The sequence below is a fragment of the Microbacterium sp. IEGM 1404 genome (assembly GCF_030056775.1).
Classification (GTDB): Bacteria; Actinomycetota; Actinomycetes; order Actinomycetales; family Microbacteriaceae; genus Microbacterium.
Genome location: NZ_JASHKP010000002.1, coordinates 35,426 through 51,104, shown reverse-complemented (window position 1 = coordinate 51,104; position 15,679 = coordinate 35,426). Strand labels below are relative to the sequence as shown.

The 15,679-nt window shown below is 70.1% G+C and carries 14 protein-coding genes; 3 read left to right on the top strand and 11 right to left on the bottom strand.

Annotated elements, in window-relative coordinates; all coding sequences use genetic code 11:
- Positions 1-364: 364 nt before the first annotated feature.
- From QM517_RS05940 to acs, 7 genes are all read right to left on the bottom strand, one after another.
- Positions 365-1,333, bottom strand: coding sequence for an electron transfer flavoprotein subunit alpha/FixB family protein (locus QM517_RS05940; protein WP_283285905.1), 969 nt, complete (start codon positions 1,331-1,333; stop codon positions 365-367).
- A 10-nt stretch (positions 1,334-1,343) separates the two neighbouring features.
- Positions 1,344-2,120: an electron transfer flavoprotein subunit beta/FixA family protein gene (locus tag QM517_RS05935; RefSeq protein WP_283285904.1), complete on the bottom strand. Its 777-nt coding sequence runs from the start codon at positions 2,118-2,120 to the stop codon at positions 1,344-1,346.
- Between the two features lie 95 nt (positions 2,121-2,215).
- Positions 2,216-3,391 (bottom strand): bifunctional 2-methylcitrate synthase/citrate synthase, encoded by a 1,176-nt coding sequence (locus QM517_RS05930; protein ID WP_303655453.1) that lies wholly within the window; start codon positions 3,389-3,391, stop codon positions 2,216-2,218.
- A 2-nt stretch (positions 3,392-3,393) separates the two neighbouring features.
- Positions 3,394-4,311 (bottom strand): methylisocitrate lyase, encoded by a 918-nt coding sequence (gene prpB / locus QM517_RS05925; RefSeq protein ID WP_283285902.1) that lies wholly within the window; start codon positions 4,309-4,311, stop codon positions 3,394-3,396.
- Positions 4,311-5,837, bottom strand: coding sequence for an MmgE/PrpD family protein (locus QM517_RS05920; RefSeq protein ID WP_283285901.1), 1,527 nt, complete (start codon positions 5,835-5,837; stop codon positions 4,311-4,313). The genes prpB and QM517_RS05920 overlap by 1 nt, the downstream gene beginning before the upstream one ends.
- Positions 5,834-6,496: a GntR family transcriptional regulator gene (locus QM517_RS05915; RefSeq protein WP_278102276.1), complete on the bottom strand. Its 663-nt coding sequence runs from the start codon at positions 6,494-6,496 to the stop codon at positions 5,834-5,836. The genes QM517_RS05920 and QM517_RS05915 overlap by 4 nt, the downstream gene beginning before the upstream one ends.
- A 157-nt stretch (positions 6,497-6,653) precedes the next feature.
- Positions 6,654-8,609 (bottom strand): acetate--CoA ligase, encoded by a 1,956-nt coding sequence (acs, locus tag QM517_RS05910; RefSeq protein ID WP_283285900.1) that lies wholly within the window; start codon positions 8,607-8,609, stop codon positions 6,654-6,656.
- 405 nt (positions 8,610-9,014) lie between these two features.
- Between acs and QM517_RS05905 the strand changes: the two genes are divergently transcribed.
- From QM517_RS05905 to QM517_RS05895, 3 genes are all read left to right on the top strand, one after another.
- Entirely contained in the window at positions 9,015-9,581 is a 567-nt protein-coding gene (locus QM517_RS05905; RefSeq protein WP_283285899.1) for an ATPase, T2SS/T4P/T4SS family, read from the top strand.
- Between the two features lie 75 nt (positions 9,582-9,656).
- The gene (locus QM517_RS05900; RefSeq protein ID WP_283285898.1) at positions 9,657-10,700 is read left to right on the top strand and encodes an ImmA/IrrE family metallo-endopeptidase; all 1,044 of its coding nucleotides are present in this window, start codon (positions 9,657-9,659) and stop codon (positions 10,698-10,700) included.
- Positions 10,697-11,833, top strand: coding sequence for a hypothetical protein (locus QM517_RS05895; RefSeq protein ID WP_259978489.1), 1,137 nt, complete (start codon positions 10,697-10,699; stop codon positions 11,831-11,833). The genes QM517_RS05900 and QM517_RS05895 overlap by 4 nt, the downstream gene beginning before the upstream one ends.
- Positions 11,834-11,839: 6 nt before the next feature.
- Here the strand turns inward: QM517_RS05895 and QM517_RS05890 are convergent, their stop codons facing one another.
- From QM517_RS05890 to QM517_RS05875, 4 genes are all read right to left on the bottom strand, one after another.
- A complete protein-coding gene (locus QM517_RS05890) occupies positions 11,840-12,460 on the bottom strand; it encodes a hypothetical protein (protein WP_259978490.1) in 621 nt (206 codons plus the stop codon).
- Positions 12,461-12,793, bottom strand: coding sequence for a hypothetical protein (locus tag QM517_RS05885; RefSeq protein ID WP_259978491.1), 333 nt, complete (start codon positions 12,791-12,793; stop codon positions 12,461-12,463).
- Between the two features lie 13 nt (positions 12,794-12,806).
- Positions 12,807-14,168: a recombinase family protein gene (locus QM517_RS05880; RefSeq protein ID WP_283287293.1), complete on the bottom strand. Its 1,362-nt coding sequence runs from the start codon at positions 14,166-14,168 to the stop codon at positions 12,807-12,809.
- Between the two features lie 89 nt (positions 14,169-14,257).
- Positions 14,258-15,676, bottom strand: a complete 1,419-nt coding sequence (locus QM517_RS05875) for a recombinase family protein (RefSeq protein WP_259978493.1) — start codon at positions 15,674-15,676, stop codon at positions 14,258-14,260.
- Between the last annotated feature and the right edge of the window lie 3 nt (positions 15,677-15,679).

The window sequence follows — 15,679 nt, the reverse complement described above, 5'->3', positions numbered from 1 at the left end:
CGCGCGAGTGCATCCGCGGGAGCGGCGGCGGGGCGCGCGGGAGCGGCGGCGGGAAGCGCGGAGGCCGGTGGCCACGGCTCGCCCCCGGACACGCGGGGGAGCCCTCGCCGAAGGCCCGAGGCAGCAGTCTCGGCGGACGCGGGCGCGGGCGCGACGGCGGTAGGCGTGACGGGGAGCACGTCCTCCGTCGTCGGGGGCCGCGACGGCGCGCCCTCCTGCGGACTCTCCGCACGACTCTCCGATGAGGCCTCGTCCGCGACGGCGGGTCGGGCGAGAACTCCGCCGGAAGGATCGGCGCCGTCGCCCGCCGGCGGCCACGGCTCCCCGCCCGGCACGCGAGGGAGCCCTCGGCGCAGGACGCCGTTCATGAGCGCTTCGCTTCCAGAGCGGCGATCGCCTGGGGCACCACGGTGAAGACGTCGCCGACGATGCCGAGGTCGGCGATGGCGAAGATCGGCGCCTCCGGGTCCTTGTTGATCGCGACGATCGTCTGCGCCGTCTGCATGCCCGCCCGGTGCTGGATCGCGCCGCTGATCCCGAGCGCGACGTACAGCCGCGGCGACACCGAGACCCCGGTCTGCCCGACCTGGGCCGCGGCGGCGACGTAGCCGGCATCCACCGCCGCGCGGGACGCGCCCACGGCGGCTCCCAGTGCGTCGGCGAGCTGCTCGACGAGCGCGAACCCCTCGACCGAGCCGACGCCGCGCCCGCCCGACACCACGGCGGCGGCGCCCCGCAGTTCGGGACGGGTCGACGTCGCGACGACCGGCTGGGCGTCCTCGACACGGGCGGCGGGAAGGCCCGAAGAGGTCACCTCGAGCGTCTCGACGGCGGCGTCCGGCACGGCCTCCGCGCGCGCGTCGATCGCCCCGGGGCGGACGGTCACGACGAGCGGTCCGAGAGTCGAGCCGGATGTCACGTCGAATCCGCCGCCGAAGACCGAGTGCCGGGCGAGGACGCCGAGGTCGTCGCGGTCGAGGCCCACGGCATCCATCGCGAGGGGCAGACGGCGACGGGCGGCGAAGCGTCCCGCGACGTCGCGTCCGTCGACCGTGTGCGGGAGGAGCACGGCGGCGGGGGAGAGCTGCGCGAACGCCGCGTCGAGGGCGTCGACGGCGGGTCCGGTCAGGGCCGTGGGGTCGTCGGGGGCGACGAGGACGCGTTCGGCACCCGCGGCGCGGGCGTCGTCCGCGAGCGTCCGGGTGTCGCCGTCGGCGACGATGAGCGCGACGGCGGAGCCGATGCCGCGCGCGGCGCCGAGCAGGCCGGCGGCGGTCTTCGCGAGCCCGCCGCCCGGGGCGGTCTCGAGCAGGACCAGGATGGTGTCGGTCATCGTCGTCCCCTCACGCCAGCCGGTTCTCGAGGAGAAACGCCGCGAGCCGTTCCCCGGCGTCGCCCTCGTCGACGATCGTGGTCCCGGCGGCCCGCGGGGGCCGTGCGGCGACCGACGTGAGGATCGACCACGGCGCCCGCGCCGGATCGGCGTCGAGTCCGAGGTCAGCGAGCGAGAGCGTCTCGAACGGCTTCTTCTTCGCCGCCAGGATGCCTTTGAACGTGGGGAAGCGGCCGTCGGGCAGCGCCTCGGTGATCGAGATCACGGCAGGCAGCGGCGCGGACACCCGCGCGGTGGCGGCCTCGGTGGTCCGGGTGCCCGACACCGTGGCATCCCCGATCTCGACGTCCGACAGCGATGTGGCGTGCGGCACGCGCAGGTGCTCGGCGAGCATGGCGGGGAGCACCCCGCCCGCGCCGTCGGTGGAGAGGTTCCCGGCGACGACGAGATCGAAGCCGACGCGCGACAGCGTGGCCGCCAGCACCTCGGCGGTGAGCGCGACGTCCGCTCCGCGCAGGGCGTCGTCCACGACGTGGACCGCGGAGTGGGCCCCCATCGCGAGCGCTTTGCGCAGCGTGGCCGTGGCGGCCTCGGGCGCCATCGAGACGGCGACGACCTCGGCATCCGGATGCCCGTCGGCGAAGGCCAGGGCGACCTCGAGGGCGCGCTCGTCGATCTCGTCGAGGACGTGATCGCTCTCGTCGCGCCGCGCGAGCCCCGTTTCGAGGTCGAGTCTGCGCTCGCCCCACGTGTCGGGCACGTCTTTCACCAGGACCACGATCTTCATCGATCTCTCCTCGTCCGATCCCGCCGCGTCGCGGGATCCGTGTCATGGCCCCGGGTGCGGGGCCGACCTCGCCGCCCCGGGTCGGGGCGGCGGAGTCACTGCGCTTCTTCGTCGCGCTCGGCGGCCTCCCGCTCCGCGTCGCTGGCGATGTATCCGTCGATGTGCCGCTCGTCGACGCCGTTGTAGGCCGAGAGCGGACGGATGAGGGCGTTGGATGCCGCCTGCTCGATGATGTGCGCCGTCCAGCCCGTCACGCGCGCGGCGACGAACAGCGGCGTGAAGGTCGGGGTGTCGAAACCGATCAGGTGGTACGCGGGCCCGGACGGGTAGTCGAGGTTGGGGTAGATGCCCTTGCGGCCGACGAACTCCGTCTCGAGGGCGTCGTACAGCGCGGCGAGGTCGTCGGCGCCGTAGTGCGCGACGAGCGTGTCGAGCGCCGCCTTCATCGTGGGGACGCGCGAGTCGCCCTTCTTGTACACGCGGTGGCCGAAGCCCATGATCTTGCGCTTCTCGGCGAGGGCGGTGTCCAGCCACGGACCCACGTTCTCGGCCGAGCCGATCTCGTCGAGGATGTGCATCACGGCCTCGTTGGCTCCGCCGTGCAGGGCGCCCTTGAGCGCCCCGATCGCCCCGACGACCGCGGAGTACAGGTCGGCCGTGGTCGAGGTGATGACGCGGGCGGTGAAGGTCGAGGCGTTGAACGAGTGCTCGGCGTACAGCACCATCGACACCGCGAACGCGCGGGCGACGACCTCGTCGGCCTCCTCGCCGAAGGTCATCCAGAGGAAGTTGCGCGCGTAGTCGAGATCGGCGCGGGGCTCGACGAGCGCCTCGCCGCGGCGGCGACGCTGGTCGTACGCGACGATCGCGGGGATCTTCGCGAACAGCAGTTTCGCCTTCGCGAGGTCGGAGGCCGCGGAGTTGTCGGCCACGTCGGCCGCGGGAGCGAGTGCGCCGATCACCGACACCGCCGTGCGGGCGACGTCCATGGGGTGGGCGTCGAGCGGGAGCAGATCGATCGTGGTGCGGACGGCGGCATCCAGCTCGCGGTGGGAGCGCTCGAACTCCTCGAACGCCCGCAGCTCCTCGGCGGTGGGGAGGTCGCCGCTCCACAGCAGAAGCGCGACGGCCTCGAACGACTGCGTCGCGGCGAGCTCCTGCACCGGATATCCGCGGTACAGGAGGCTGTTGGTCTCGGGGTTGACCTTGCTGACGGCGGTGTAGTCCACCGTCACCCCGGCCAGACCCTTCTTGATCTCTGCGTCGCTCATGCTCACTCCTTCGTGGCTCGGCTGTCGGCGACCGTGAAGTCGAACACGTTCGCGTCGAAGCGCGAGTAGTGCTCGTAGTCGATCAGGTCGTAGAGGTCGGCGCGGTGCTGCATCTCGCCGAGCTGGCCGCGAAGATGACCCTCGGATGCCAGGGCGTCGAGGCCCCGGCCCGCGGCCCCCATCGCCAGGCGCAGGAGCGACACGGGCCAGATGACCAGGTTCACGCCGGCGCCCTGCAGCTGCGCGGTGGAGAAGAGCTCGGACTTCCCGAACTCCGTCATGTTCGCCAGGATCGGCACGTCCAGCGCCGCGCGCATGGCCTCGAACTCGCCGAGGTCGCGCATCGCCTCGGGGAACACCGCGTCGGCGCCGGCGTCGACCAGGGCCTTCGCGCGGTCGATCGCGGCAGGGAGGCCCTCGACGGCCCGGACGTCGGTGCGGGCCATGATGAGGAAGTCCGGGTCGCGTCGGGCGTCGACGGCCGCGCGGATGCGCTTGATCGCGGTGTCGGCATCCACGACACTCTTGCCGTCGAGGTGGCCGCAGCGCTTCGGGTTGACCTGGTCCTCGATGTGGGTGCCGGCGAGCCCGGCGTCCTCCAGCGTCTGGATCGTGCGGGCGACGTTCATCGGCTCGCCGAAGCCGGTGTCGGCGTCGATGATCGCGGGCAGCTCCGTCATGCGCGCGATCTGCTGTCCGCGGCCGGCGACCTCGGTGAGGCTCGTGAGTCCGATGTCGGGCAGCCCGAGATCGGCCGAGATGACCGCGCCCGAGATGTACACGCCGTCGAACCCCTTGCGCTCGATCAGCCGCGCCGAGAGGGGGTTGAAGGCGCCCGGCATCCGGACGAGCTCCCCGGATGCCAGCTTCTCGCGCAGCGCGCGCCGCTTCTGCTGAGGGGTGGCCTGGGCGTACAGCATCAGAACAACCCCTTCGGCGCCGGCGCGAGGGCCAGGACTCCCGGCTTCGCGACGATCGTGAGCTGCAGCACCTCGTCGGCGGTGAGCTCGGGCAGGCGCTGGGCCAGGGCGAGGAACCGCTCGATCTCGTCGGCGGTGAGCACCGGCTCTGCGAGCAGGCGGAACTTGCGCACGTAGTCCTCGCGGGCGAAGGGGCGGGCGCCGAGCGGGTGGGCATCGGCGACGGCGATCTCGTCCTCGACCACGGACCCGTCGGTCAGCGTGATGACCACGCGACCGCCGAAGGCCTTCTCGTTCGGATCCTCGGAGTGGTAGCGGCGCGTCCACTCGGCATCCTCTGCCGTGGTGATCTTGTGCCACAGGGCGACGGTGTCGGAGCGGCCCGCGCGCTCGGGCGCGTACGAGTCGACGTGGTGCCACGCGCCGTCCTGCAGGGCGACGGCGAAGATGTACGGGATCGAGTGGTCGAGCGTCTCGCGCGAGGCGGTGGGATCGTACTTCTGCGGGTCGCCCGAGCCCGAGCCGATCACGTAGTGCGTGTGGTGGCTCGTGTGCAGGACGATGGATGCCACGTTCGCGGGGTCGCGCAGCTCGGGACGCTCGGTTCCGAGGCGGCGGGCGAGGTCGATCCACGCCTGGGCCTGATACTCGGCCGAGTGCTCCTTCGTGTACGAGTCGAGGATGGCGCGCTTGGACTCGCCCTCGGCGGGGAGCGGCACGTCGTACGTGGCATCCGGTCCGCCCAGCATCCACGCGATCACGCCGTCCTCGCCCTCGTAGATGGGGGAGGGGCTGGTCTCGCCGCGCATCGCGCGGTCGACGGCTTCGACGGCCATCTTCCCGGCGAAGGCGGGTGCGTGCGCCTTCCACGTGGAGATCTCGCCCTTGCGTGACTGGCGGGTGGCGGTGGTGGTGTGCAGCGCCTGGCCGATCGCCTGGTAGATCGTCTCCTGGTCGAGGTCGAGCAGGGTGCCGATGCCGGCGGCGGCGGAGGGGCCGAGGTGGGCGACGTGGTCGATCTTGTGCTTGTGCAGCGAGATGGCGCGGACGAGGTCGATCTGGACCTCGTACGCCGTCGCGAGGGCGCGGACGACCGCCGCGCCGTCGCGGCCGGTGTGCTGGGCGACGGCCACGACGGGCGGGATGTTGTCGCCCGGGTGCGAGTAGTCGGCGGCGAGGAAGGTGTCGTGGTAGTCGAGCTCGCGGACCGCGACGCCGTTGGCCCACGCGGCCCACTCGGGGCTGGAACGACGCTCGAGGGCGCAGCCGAACACGGTCCCGCCGACGCCGCCGATCGAGACGGCGTGGTCGAGGGCCTGCTGACGAGCGGCGCTCACCGGGCGCCGCGTGAGCGAGGCGGCCGCGACGGCGGCGTTGTCGATGACGCGGTTGATGATCATGTCCACGACGTCGGCGTCGACCGCGACCGGGTCGACGGCGATGCGTGCCAGGGCCCACGCCAGCTGACCCTCGCGCGCGAGGTTCTCATCGCTGCGGTGGACGCGGAGGTGGTGGGTGATCGTCATGCGAGGGCCTTTCGATGGGGCGAGGGCGCGGCGTCGTCGAGGGACTCGAGGATGCTGGTGAGGGCGTTGTGCAGGTGCACGTGGGTGGCGTGGGCGGCGAGGTCGGCATCGCCCGCGGCGATCGCGGCGGCGATCAGGCGGTGCTCCGATACCGAGGCGGCGAGCCGTTCGGGCTGGTAGCGGGCGAGACGTCGCACGCGGACGAGGTGGGTGCGGACGGAGCGCAGCGCCGAGGCGAGGTAGTCGTTGGCCGCAGCCTCGTCGAGCGCCGCGTCGAAGTCCGCGATGAGGCGGTAGTAGTCGTCGCGTGCGGCCTCGCCGTCGAGATGGGCGGCGTCGAAGGCGGCCGTCAGGGCCGCGAACTCGGCGGCGCGGGGGGAGGCGGCCGCGAGCCGTGCCGCGGCTTCTTCGAGCGCCCGCCGGACGACGAACAGCGCGCGGATGTCGTCGCCGTCGACCGCGGTGACGACGGTGATGCGCGGGGAGGTCTGGGCGACGAGCCCGTCGGCGGTGAGCCGGGCGAGCGCCGCGCGGAGGGGGGTGCGGCTGACGCCGAGGCGGGCGGACTGCTCGACCTCGCCGAGGACGGTGCCGGGGGCGAGAACGCCGGTCTGGATCTCCTCGAGGAGTGCGGAGTAGGCGCGGTCGCTGGCGCGCATGGCATCCCTCCTCGCCCTCGATTCCCCCCAGTGTATACAAAAGCGAGTTGAGAAGGGCGCTCTGGCCCGTTAGTTGCGTTCTTGGTATACACCGTGTGATCGCGTGAAGAAAGATCGTGGATGCCAGGACCCCCGGCATCCACGATCTTTCAGCGCGTCACTTCACCTGGGCGCTGATGACGCTCATGACCGCCGTGTCGGCGAGGGTGGTGGTGTCGCCGACCTCGCGGCCCTCGGCGACGTCGCGGAGGAGACGCCGCATGATCTTGCCGGATCGGGTCTTGGGCAGTTCGCCCACGATGTAGACGTCGCGCGGGCGGGCGATCGGGCCGATCTGCTCTCCGACCCAGCGACGCAGCTCGTCGCCGAGGCCGTCGACGCCGTTCTTCTTCATGTAGCGGCTCTTGATGATGACGAACGCGACGACGGCCTGGCCGGTGGTCTCGTCCGACGCTCCGACCACCGCGGCCTCGGCGACGCCCTCGTGTCCGACGAGAGCCGATTCGATCTCGGCGGTGGAGAGGCGGTGGCCGGAGACGTTCATGACGTCGTCGACGCGGCCGAGCAGCCATACGTCGCCGTCGTCGTCGAGGCGTGCGCCGTCGCCGGCGAAGTAGTAGCCCTTGTCGGCGAACTTCTGCCAGTACGTCTCGACGAAGCGGTCGGGGTCACCCCAGATGCCGCGCAGCATCGACGGCCAGGGCTCGGTGATGACGAGCAGTCCGCCGTTGCCGTGGCCGACCGGCTCGCCGGCGTCGTCGACGACGTCGATCGAGATGCCGGGGAGCGGCACCTGCGCCGACCCGGGCTTGGTCTCGGTGACCCCGGGGAGGGCCGAGATCATGATGGCACCCGTCTCGGTCTGCCACCACGTGTCGACGATCGGCGCGCGGTCGGCGCCGATGATGTCGCGGTACCAGATCCACGCCTCGGGGTTGATGGGTTCGCCGACCGAACCGAGCAGGCGCAGCGACGACAGGTCGAAGCTCTGCGGCACGTCGCGGCCGATCTTCATGAACGACCGGATCGCGGTGGGCGCGGTGTAGAAGACGGTCACGCCGTGGTTCTGGATGAGCTCCCACCAGCGGCCGGGGTGCGGGGTGTCGGGGGTGCCTTCGAAGAGGAGCTGCGTCGCGCCGTTGGCGAGCGGGCCGTAGGCGACGTAGGTGTGGCCGGTGATCCAGCCGATGTCGGCGGTGCACCAGTAGACGTCGGTCTCGGGGTGCACGTCGTGGACGACCCGATTCGTGAACGCCGCCTGGGTGAGGTAGCCGCCGGACGTGTGCAGGATGCCCTTCGGCTTCCCCGTGGTGCCGGAGGTGTAGAGGATGAACAGCGGGTTCTCGGCGGGGAAGGCCTCGGCCTCGTGCTCGGACGAGGCCTGCGGCACGACGTCGTGCCACCAGATGTCGCGGTCGTCGGTCCACTCGACGTCGTTCTTCCCGCGCCGGACGACCAGCACGTGCTCGACGGTCTCCTGGATGCCGGCTCCGTTGCGGTCGGCGAGGGCCTGGTCGACCGCGGGCTTGAGCGGCGAGACCTTGCCCTTGCGCCAGCCGCCGTCGGCCGTGATGACGAGCTTCGCGCCGGCGTCGTCGATGCGGGAGCGGAGGCTGTCAGCCGAGAAGCCGCCGAAGACGACCGAGTGCACGGCGCCGATCCGGGCGACGGCGAGCATCGAGGCGATGGCCTCGGGGATCATCGGCAGGTAGATCGCGACGCGGTCGCCGCGCTCGATGCCCAGGTCGAGGAGGACGTTCGAGAGGCGCTTCACCTCGTCGGTGAGCTCGGCGTAGGTGACGTCGCGCCGGTCGCCGGGCTCGCCCTCCCACCGCAGCGCGATGCGGTCGCCGTTGCCGGCCTCCACGTGCCGGTCGAGGCAGTTGTACGCGACGTTGAGCTCGCCGTCGGCGAACGGCGGGTTCGACCAGTCGAGCACGGTCGTGAACGGCGTGTGCCAGTGGAGCTCGCGCGCCTGATCCGCCCAGAAGCCTTCCCGGTCGGCTGCGGCGCGCTCGTACAGACTCGCGTCGCCCACGGCATTCGCGGCGAACTCCGCCGAGGGGGCGAAACGGCGGGTCTCGTTGAGGAGATGATCGATCTGGCTGCTCATCTGGCGCTCCTTCGCGGTCGAGGCACGGCGCGTCCTCGCGCCACGGTCACGCTATCCCTCCGCCGCGGAGGGCGGTTACCTCCGATAGTTGGCATCCGACGAAAACGACCCAGCTGATATATCGCTCGCTTTTCGAGCCATCCGGTTCCTTCCGGGGCGCGAGACGGTTAGTCTTGTCCCTGCCCGAACATCGCTTCCGGCAGCGCGTCGGGGGGAGCCCCCCAATTTTTCCCCGGCGCGTGGCGGCATCCCTCGCCCCCCATTGACGGGATGCCGCCCCCTCTTTTTTCCGGGCCCGTTTCGACGGGCCGTCGGTTCCTCCCCAGGCCGCGAAGTCGCGGACCTCTCCACGGATGAGTCCATCGGCCCCGCGCCGGGACGCGCGGTCTTCCTACCGTCGTCGGTGTGATCTCCCCGCTCCTGTTCCCCGTTCCGGAATCCGCCACCCCACCGCCCTCCCCGCTCGCCGGGATGCCGTCGGCCTGGGCCGACCCGGGACTGGCCTTCCTCCGTCCGTTCCTCGACGACCCCGACGTCAGCGACGTGTTCGTGAACGGCGAGGACGGCCTCTTCCTCGACCGGGGGCGCGGAGCCGAACGCGTGCCGTCGTGGCGGGCGAGCGAAGCCGAGGTGCGCCGGCTCGCCGTGCGGTTGATCGCACTCGGGGGCCGACACCTCGACGACGCCGCTCCCTGCGTCGACGTCCGGCTCGAACGGGGGGTGAGGGTGCACGCGGTGCTCGCGCCGGTCGCCGTGCGCGGGACGGCGATCTCGATCCGGGTTCCGCGGTGGGACGCCCCCGACCTCGAGGCGCTGGATGCGACGGGGATGTTCCCCCGGGTATCCGCGCGCAGCTCGAGGAGATGGTGGATGAACGCTCGAACGTCCTCATCTCGGGAGCGACCGGGGCGGGCAATACCACATGGCATAAGTGACGCCACTGCAGAGCGGTCGCCGCAGCCGGGGGAGTAGACACGCAACGCGGGCGCAGGAATATTTTTGCATATTGAATGTTGATTTGAGCGAAGGATGCGGTAACCTACAACCATGTCATTGCTCAGCGCGATCGATGAGCCCGGCCGAATCATGCTCGGCACGGTGCGGGTCGCGCGCGGACTGACCCAGCACGACCTGGCTCAGGAGACCAAGATCTCGCAGGGCCTGCTCTCGAAGGCGGAGAGCGGCGTGATCGCCCTGGACGAGGAACGGCTGGCGGTCTTGGCAGAAGCGCTCGGCGCGCCTCAGGACCTCATCTCGATGCCGGTCTCAGAAGTCGGCTCTTCGCCGTATGTGTTCCATCGGAAGCGCTCGACCCTTCCGGTGTCGAAGGTCAACCAGCTGCGTGCCGAGCTTGACCTCACCCACGTGCAGGTCGCGGGCATCCTCGGGCGCTGGGCGCCCCAGCTGCGTCTGGAGCGGATCCCCTTGCCCGAGGACGGTTTCGACAGTCCGGAAGACATCGCTCGCCAGGTTCGATCCGCGCTCGGCGTCCCCGAGGCGCCTGTGATGCATCTCGCCCGTGCCCTCGAGGAGGCCGGGGTCGTCGTCGTGACCCGGCCCCTGGGCTCAACGAGGATCGACGCCATCGTGAGCTGGCCTACCGGACGTTCGCCGCTGGTGCTGCTGGGCGACCACGCGCCGGCAGACCGCCAGCGGTTCTCCCTCGCGCACGAGCTCGCGCATGCGGTGATGCACCAGGTGCCGACCGAGGAGCAGGAGAGCGAGGCGGACCGGTTCGCGAGCGAGTTCCTGATGCCAGCCGCCGCGATCCGTCCGCAGCTGGAGGGGTTGACCATCCCGAAGCTCGCGAAGCTGAAGGCCACGTGGGGTGTCTCGATGGCGGCGTTGCTGCGCCGCGGACGGGACCTCGGCCTGGTCAACGATGCGCAGTACCGGCAATTGAACGTAGAGCTGTCCCGTGCGGGCTACCGGACGAATGAACCGGTAGAGGTTCCTCGCGAGAATCCCGCGCTGCTGCCGCGGGTCATCCAGGAGCGCCTGGGATCCGGAGAGACCATTGCAGACATCGCTCGGTCTGCGCGGATGACCGAGGGCGAGTTCATCGAGCTGTACGCAGGAGGGACGGCATGAGCACCGAGATCATCACCGGTAGCGGCGGCCGCCCGCCCGGCGGTATCGGCACCGCACCGAATCCCGCCGACACCCGGGCCGCCAAGCGCCTCGGTACCCGCGTACTGGTCGTCGCCAGCGGCGAGGCCGAGGCCACCGCCCCGCACGTCGACCCGGTGGTGAGCGGACTTGTCATCGCCGGTGCCGTGGCGCACCGAACGCTGCGCGCGCTGCGCAAGAACTACCCGGACCTCGTGATGATGATCGAGCCCACCTCGACCTCGGTCTGGGCGACCAGGGAGCTCCCGTTCATGCTCGACGTCTCGGGGATCTTCCCCGAGGGACTCGACGATGTCTTGGACGCGCAACTGCAGGCGGGTGCGACCGTCGCCGTCACGCCGACCGCCGTGTTCCAGGCCGGCGACTCGGATGCCATGAAGGCCGCCCTCGAGATGGTGAACAAGCTCAAGCGCGACGACTTCGTGTTCTTGCTGCCGATCCACTACCGGTGGCTGGACAAGGCGAACATCAAGCAGCTCATCGCGATCATCAAGCGCAGCCAACACCCGGTGGCGATCGCGTTGGTCGACAGCTCCTCGAACCCGCTGGAGCACGCTGGCGCGATCCCGGGCTACCGTCGCCTCTTCGAGGCGGCATCGTGGGCGATGCCCTGGCGTGCAGACCTCGGCGCATTCGATGCGCTCGCCCACGGTGCTCGCGCAGCGGTGATCGGCCAGCTCCCGAGCCTGCGACGGATCGCCCTGCCAGGCAAGGGGGGCTTCTCCTCCGACAAGAGCGACATGTCCCCGCACGTGCTGCTGCGCAAGCTCCTTCGGTACCGGCGCAGCAGCAAGATGCAGCAGGACTGGTTCGCCAGCGCCGCGCCCGAAACGTGCCCGTGCCCGCACTGCGGTGGCCGCGCGATCGACCGGTTCAACGGCTCGGACGAGCAGCGCCTCGAGGCCCACTTGCACAACCTGCACGAGACCACTGTCATGCGGCGCGAGATCGACGGCTACACCCCCGAGCAGATCGCCGCCTGGTGGAAGCAGCGGCTGCTCGACGTGGAGTACGAGCGGCAGGCGCTGAAGGGCCGTATCGGCGTCGAGGTGAATCTCACCCCGGATGTCAAGGAGTGGCTCCGCGAGAGCTGAACAGGCCTAGGCGTCGATCGTCGCCTGCTGGGCAAGCAGGCGTTCGGCGAACAGCCACGACGCCCCGGTGTACCGAGCGGGGGCGAACGGCGCAGGCTCGATGACGCGACTTGGTGTCTGGTCGACGCTGTCGCCGCGCACGGAGATCCCGATCCCGAGGTAGCCGGCCTCGAGGCGCAGCTCGACGTCGTCGGCCGGAAGGCGGTCGAGGATCAGCTCTCGCGAACCATAGGGTGCGAAACGCGACGCGACGCTAAGCCCGTCGCGCCAGCGGGCCGCAGCCACCGTCACGTGCCGGACGCTGAGTGGCGGCGATGCACGCCGAATCGCGCCGGCGGCGCCGTGGGCGGTGCTGATCTCGACGGCGCCGCTGCGCGCGCCGATCATCAGCAGTCTCCAGTCGAAGTCCGACATCGCCTCTTTGCTGACCGTCGCAGCGTGCGGCATCGCCACGAGCACATTGAGTAGGTCGAGGTTAAGGAGCGGTCGGCAACCGTCTCGCTGACGTCGGCGGAGCTCATGCTGATCAAGGTCAACGTCGATGACGACGTCCAGCCGTCCCAGGCGCAGCGGCACGCGTACCGACGGAACATCGGCGGCGGCGCTGTTCACAACGAGCCGAGTCATCTATGCCTCCTTCCCCGCAGTGATAGGTGCGTCCGCGCCTGCGTGGGCGCGTTCCCGAAGCTGGGACATGGCTCTCCAGAACGGGTGGCTCTCCCGGCGGTAGCGCTGCGTCCGCTCACCGCTGCGCCGCTCCACGCGCGACAGGAGACCCACCGAGCACAAGATCCCGAGGAGCCTGTGCACGCTGCTCGCGCCGAGGCTGGTGGCTCGTTCGAGTTGGGGCGAAGTGAACTCGACCGCGCCCTGGGCGATCGCGCTGGTGACGTGGAGCATGTGCTGGTTGCCGAACAGCGTCTTTGACCACGACTGCTCCGTCCCCACCCTGTTCTCCACGACGCTATCATATTCAAGATTCCGGTATCTTGAATAGTGACGAATCGGACGCGCCGACCGTTGGACGGAGCATTGTCACGGCTGGCGACCGATCTTCGGCTGCGGAGGCCGTGAGTATCGCGCAGATCAGTGCTCGTCGGAATGACAGCGACGCCGTCTTCCAGCGCTGGCGGAGTGCGTCGGCACCGGTGGACAGCAGGCGGTGGCTGCTGTGTGCAGCCAGGTCGACGGCGTGGCTCTTGATTGCGGCGATGGGGTGGCGCCGCTGGTCAAGGTAGGCGGGTCGGTCTAGGTCGCCGCCGCCGAAAGCGGCCGAGAGCGTCCGCAGCTGCTCTCGAGCGCTCCGCAGTCCGATGAGCAGGCTGTTCAAATCCGCCAGGCGGTCGGAGGTGATGGTGTGCTGTTCGATCTCGGCGAGAACGCGCGACTCGACTACAAGATTCATGTAGTCGGCATCGGCGACGCGGGCGTTGCAGTGCTCGCTCGCGCTGCGGCAGGAGTAGACGCGTCGGCCACGAGATGTGACGCCCGCGACGAGCCGGTTCCCGCAACTGCTGCAACGTGCGATGCCCCCGAGAAGGCTGCTGGATGAGCGCGCAGCGTCACGGCGAGGAGCGATCAGGAACGCCTGGATGAGCATCGACTCGTCCGGTGTGATGATCGGGTCCCATTGGCCGGGGACCTCGGCTTGTCGGCTCCGATCGAGGCGCCGCCGATGGAGTCGATCGCTGCGGAGGATCGAGCGGATCGTCGTCTCACCCCACGATGGCTGGCCCGTCGGACTCGGGAGGCCGGCCGCAGTGAGCTCTCGAGCGATCGTGCTCGCGGAGATGCCGACGAGGTAGTCGTCGACGATGCGTTGCACGACGCCGGACTGCGTGGCGTGGACTCGGCCGCCGGGGAGGTAGCCATAGGCGGCTCTGCCATGCCAGAGCCCGCTCCCGGCGCGGTGTTGCTGCGCCCGGGCGATGCGCGCGCCCTTGTGCGCGGACTCGTAGTTGGCGAACGATACGAGTTGACGGGCGAACAGGCGTCCCTCGTGTCGATTCAGGTCGAAGGATCCGCCTTGGACGGATTCGATTCTCACCGGATGGCTGTCGAGCAGATCCAGGAGTTGCTCGAGCTCACGAGATTGGCGATAGAGCCGATCCAGGTGCCACACGATTACTGTCGCCGTGGGGGAGCGTTCGATCTGCTGGAGGAGGTGCTGGTAGCCGGGGCGGGTCCGGTCCTGGTAGGCGGAGACGGCTTCGTCGACGAACTCGATCGTGCGCGTATATCCGAGTCGGTCCGCCAGCTCGGCGCAGTCATCGCGTTGCTGCCGGATGGAGGCGTGCTCGCTGGTCCGGTTGACGGAGATCCGGAGATAGACCAGGGCGGTGTTGAGTTGTATGAGAGTGCTCCAGTGCTACCCGGGCGCACCGCAGCGTCCCGCCCGTGGCGAGCAAGCTGCCAGGCTCGGCGTCAGGGGTTGTAAATGATGCGGACCCGAGTCGGGTCAAAGCTCCGGCCCCGCCTGCCGGGGGCTACGTTCAGCTTCTTGATGAGGGTAGTGATCACGGCACGTCGATCCGTGGTGTCGAGGCTGTGCCACCAGGTTTCCAGTGCCGCTGGGTTGCCGATCGGTGCGGCGTAGAGGGCGACGGCGCCTCCAGCGGCAACGAGTTGCTGCTCCGCTGCCCGCAGGGCATCCTCCGCCGCCTGGAGGCCCGCCCGAAACTCGCCGCCGGTGATCGTCCGGGCCTTGCGATCCTCCTCAAGCTGCCCAATCCGGGCATTGATGTCCACGATCCGCCGCAGCACCGCGGTCGTCGACTCCGTGTTCTCGGACGGCCGTGGGTGGCCGAGCCGGTGCAGGACGCGTTCGGTGACGTAGTCATCGAGGTGGGTGGCGCTGATGCTCAGGCCGCCGCGCTCGGGCCGGGAAGGATCCTTCTGGCAGACGTACCGCAAGGTCGATGCAGCGCCGGGGGAGGAGGTGTGCCCGGCGATAGTGAGCCCGGCACCGCACAGTCCACACTGCGCGATACCCCCGAGAAGGGTGCGGCGTGCCGGGGCGGTACGGCGACGCGCAGGATCGGCGAGGATCGCCCTGATCTGCTCGGTCTCCTCCGGGGTGATGATCGGTTCCCAATCGCCGGGGGCCAGGATTTCTCGCCCGCCTGCAGGGTCGGCGCGGGTGTCGGGTGCGTAGGCGCGCTGTCCGGATATCCGAGCGGACGCCAGGACGCTGCGCACCGTCTGCGAGTGCCACAGGCCGGACGTGCCGCCCCCGGCTCGCAGAGGTGGGATACCGGACTGGTTCAACCAGGTCGTGATCGAGCGGATCGAATCTCCAGCCAAGAAACGGTCTGCCATCTGCCGTACCACGGCTGCTTGTTCCGCGATCAGCACGCCTCCGGCTGCGTACCCGTAGCGAGCAGGCCCGTGCCAGCGGCCCTGCTCGGCCAGGCGCTTGTTGGCGCGTTTGACCCGGTCGGACTTGTGCCCGGACTCGTAGGCGGCGATCGCCACGAGCTGTCGGGCCATCAGGCGACCCTCGGTGGTGTTTAAGTCAAAGCCGCCGCCGCGGACCGCGTCGATGCGCACCGGGTGGCGCTCGACCAGAGCGATCAGATCCTCCAACTCCCTGGGCTGCCGGTAGAGACGGTCGACGTGCCACACGATGACCCGCGAGACGCCAGCACGGATCCGCGCGACGAGTGCGTCGTAGCCGGGGCGGCGTCCGCCGTCGAACGCGGACACATCGTTGTCGATGAACACCTGCGGGTCCGTGAAGCCGAGCTGGTCGGCGAGGGCGAGGCAATCCTCCTGCTGACGTTGCACGCCGGCGTGCAAACCGGTGCGGTCCTGCGAGATCCGCAAGTACACCGCCACATCCACCGT

Excerpts from the sequence above, each read along its gene's own strand:
- QM517_RS05930 (WP_303655453.1), bottom strand. The coding sequence starts at position 3,391 with ATGAGCGACGCAGAGATCAAGAAGGGTCTGGCCGGGGTGACGGTGGAC.
- QM517_RS05900 (WP_283285898.1), top strand. The coding sequence starts at position 9,657 with ATGTCATTGCTCAGCGCGATCGATGAGCCCGGCCGAATCATGCTCGGC.
- QM517_RS05895 (WP_259978489.1), top strand. The coding sequence starts at position 10,697 with ATGAGCACCGAGATCATCACCGGTAGCGGCGGCCGCCCGCCCGGCGGT.
- QM517_RS05890 (WP_259978490.1), bottom strand. The coding sequence starts at position 12,460 with ATGACTCGGCTCGTTGTGAACAGCGCCGCCGCCGATGTTCCGTCGGTA.
- QM517_RS05915 (WP_278102276.1), bottom strand. The coding sequence starts at position 6,496 with ATGCGCGCCAGCGACCGCGCCTACTCCGCACTCCTCGAGGAGATCCAG.
- prpB (WP_283285902.1), bottom strand. The coding sequence starts at position 4,311 with ATGCTGTACGCCCAGGCCACCCCTCAGCAGAAGCGGCGCGCGCTGCGC.
- QM517_RS05940 (WP_283285905.1), bottom strand. The coding sequence starts at position 1,333 with ATGACCGACACCATCCTGGTCCTGCTCGAGACCGCCCCGGGCGGCGGG.
- QM517_RS05935 (WP_283285904.1), bottom strand. The coding sequence starts at position 2,120 with ATGAAGATCGTGGTCCTGGTGAAAGACGTGCCCGACACGTGGGGCGAG.
- acs (WP_283285900.1), bottom strand. The coding sequence starts at position 8,609 with ATGAGCAGCCAGATCGATCATCTCCTCAACGAGACCCGCCGTTTCGCC.
- QM517_RS05920 (WP_283285901.1), bottom strand. The coding sequence starts at position 5,837 with ATGACGATCACCCACCACCTCCGCGTCCACCGCAGCGATGAGAACCTC.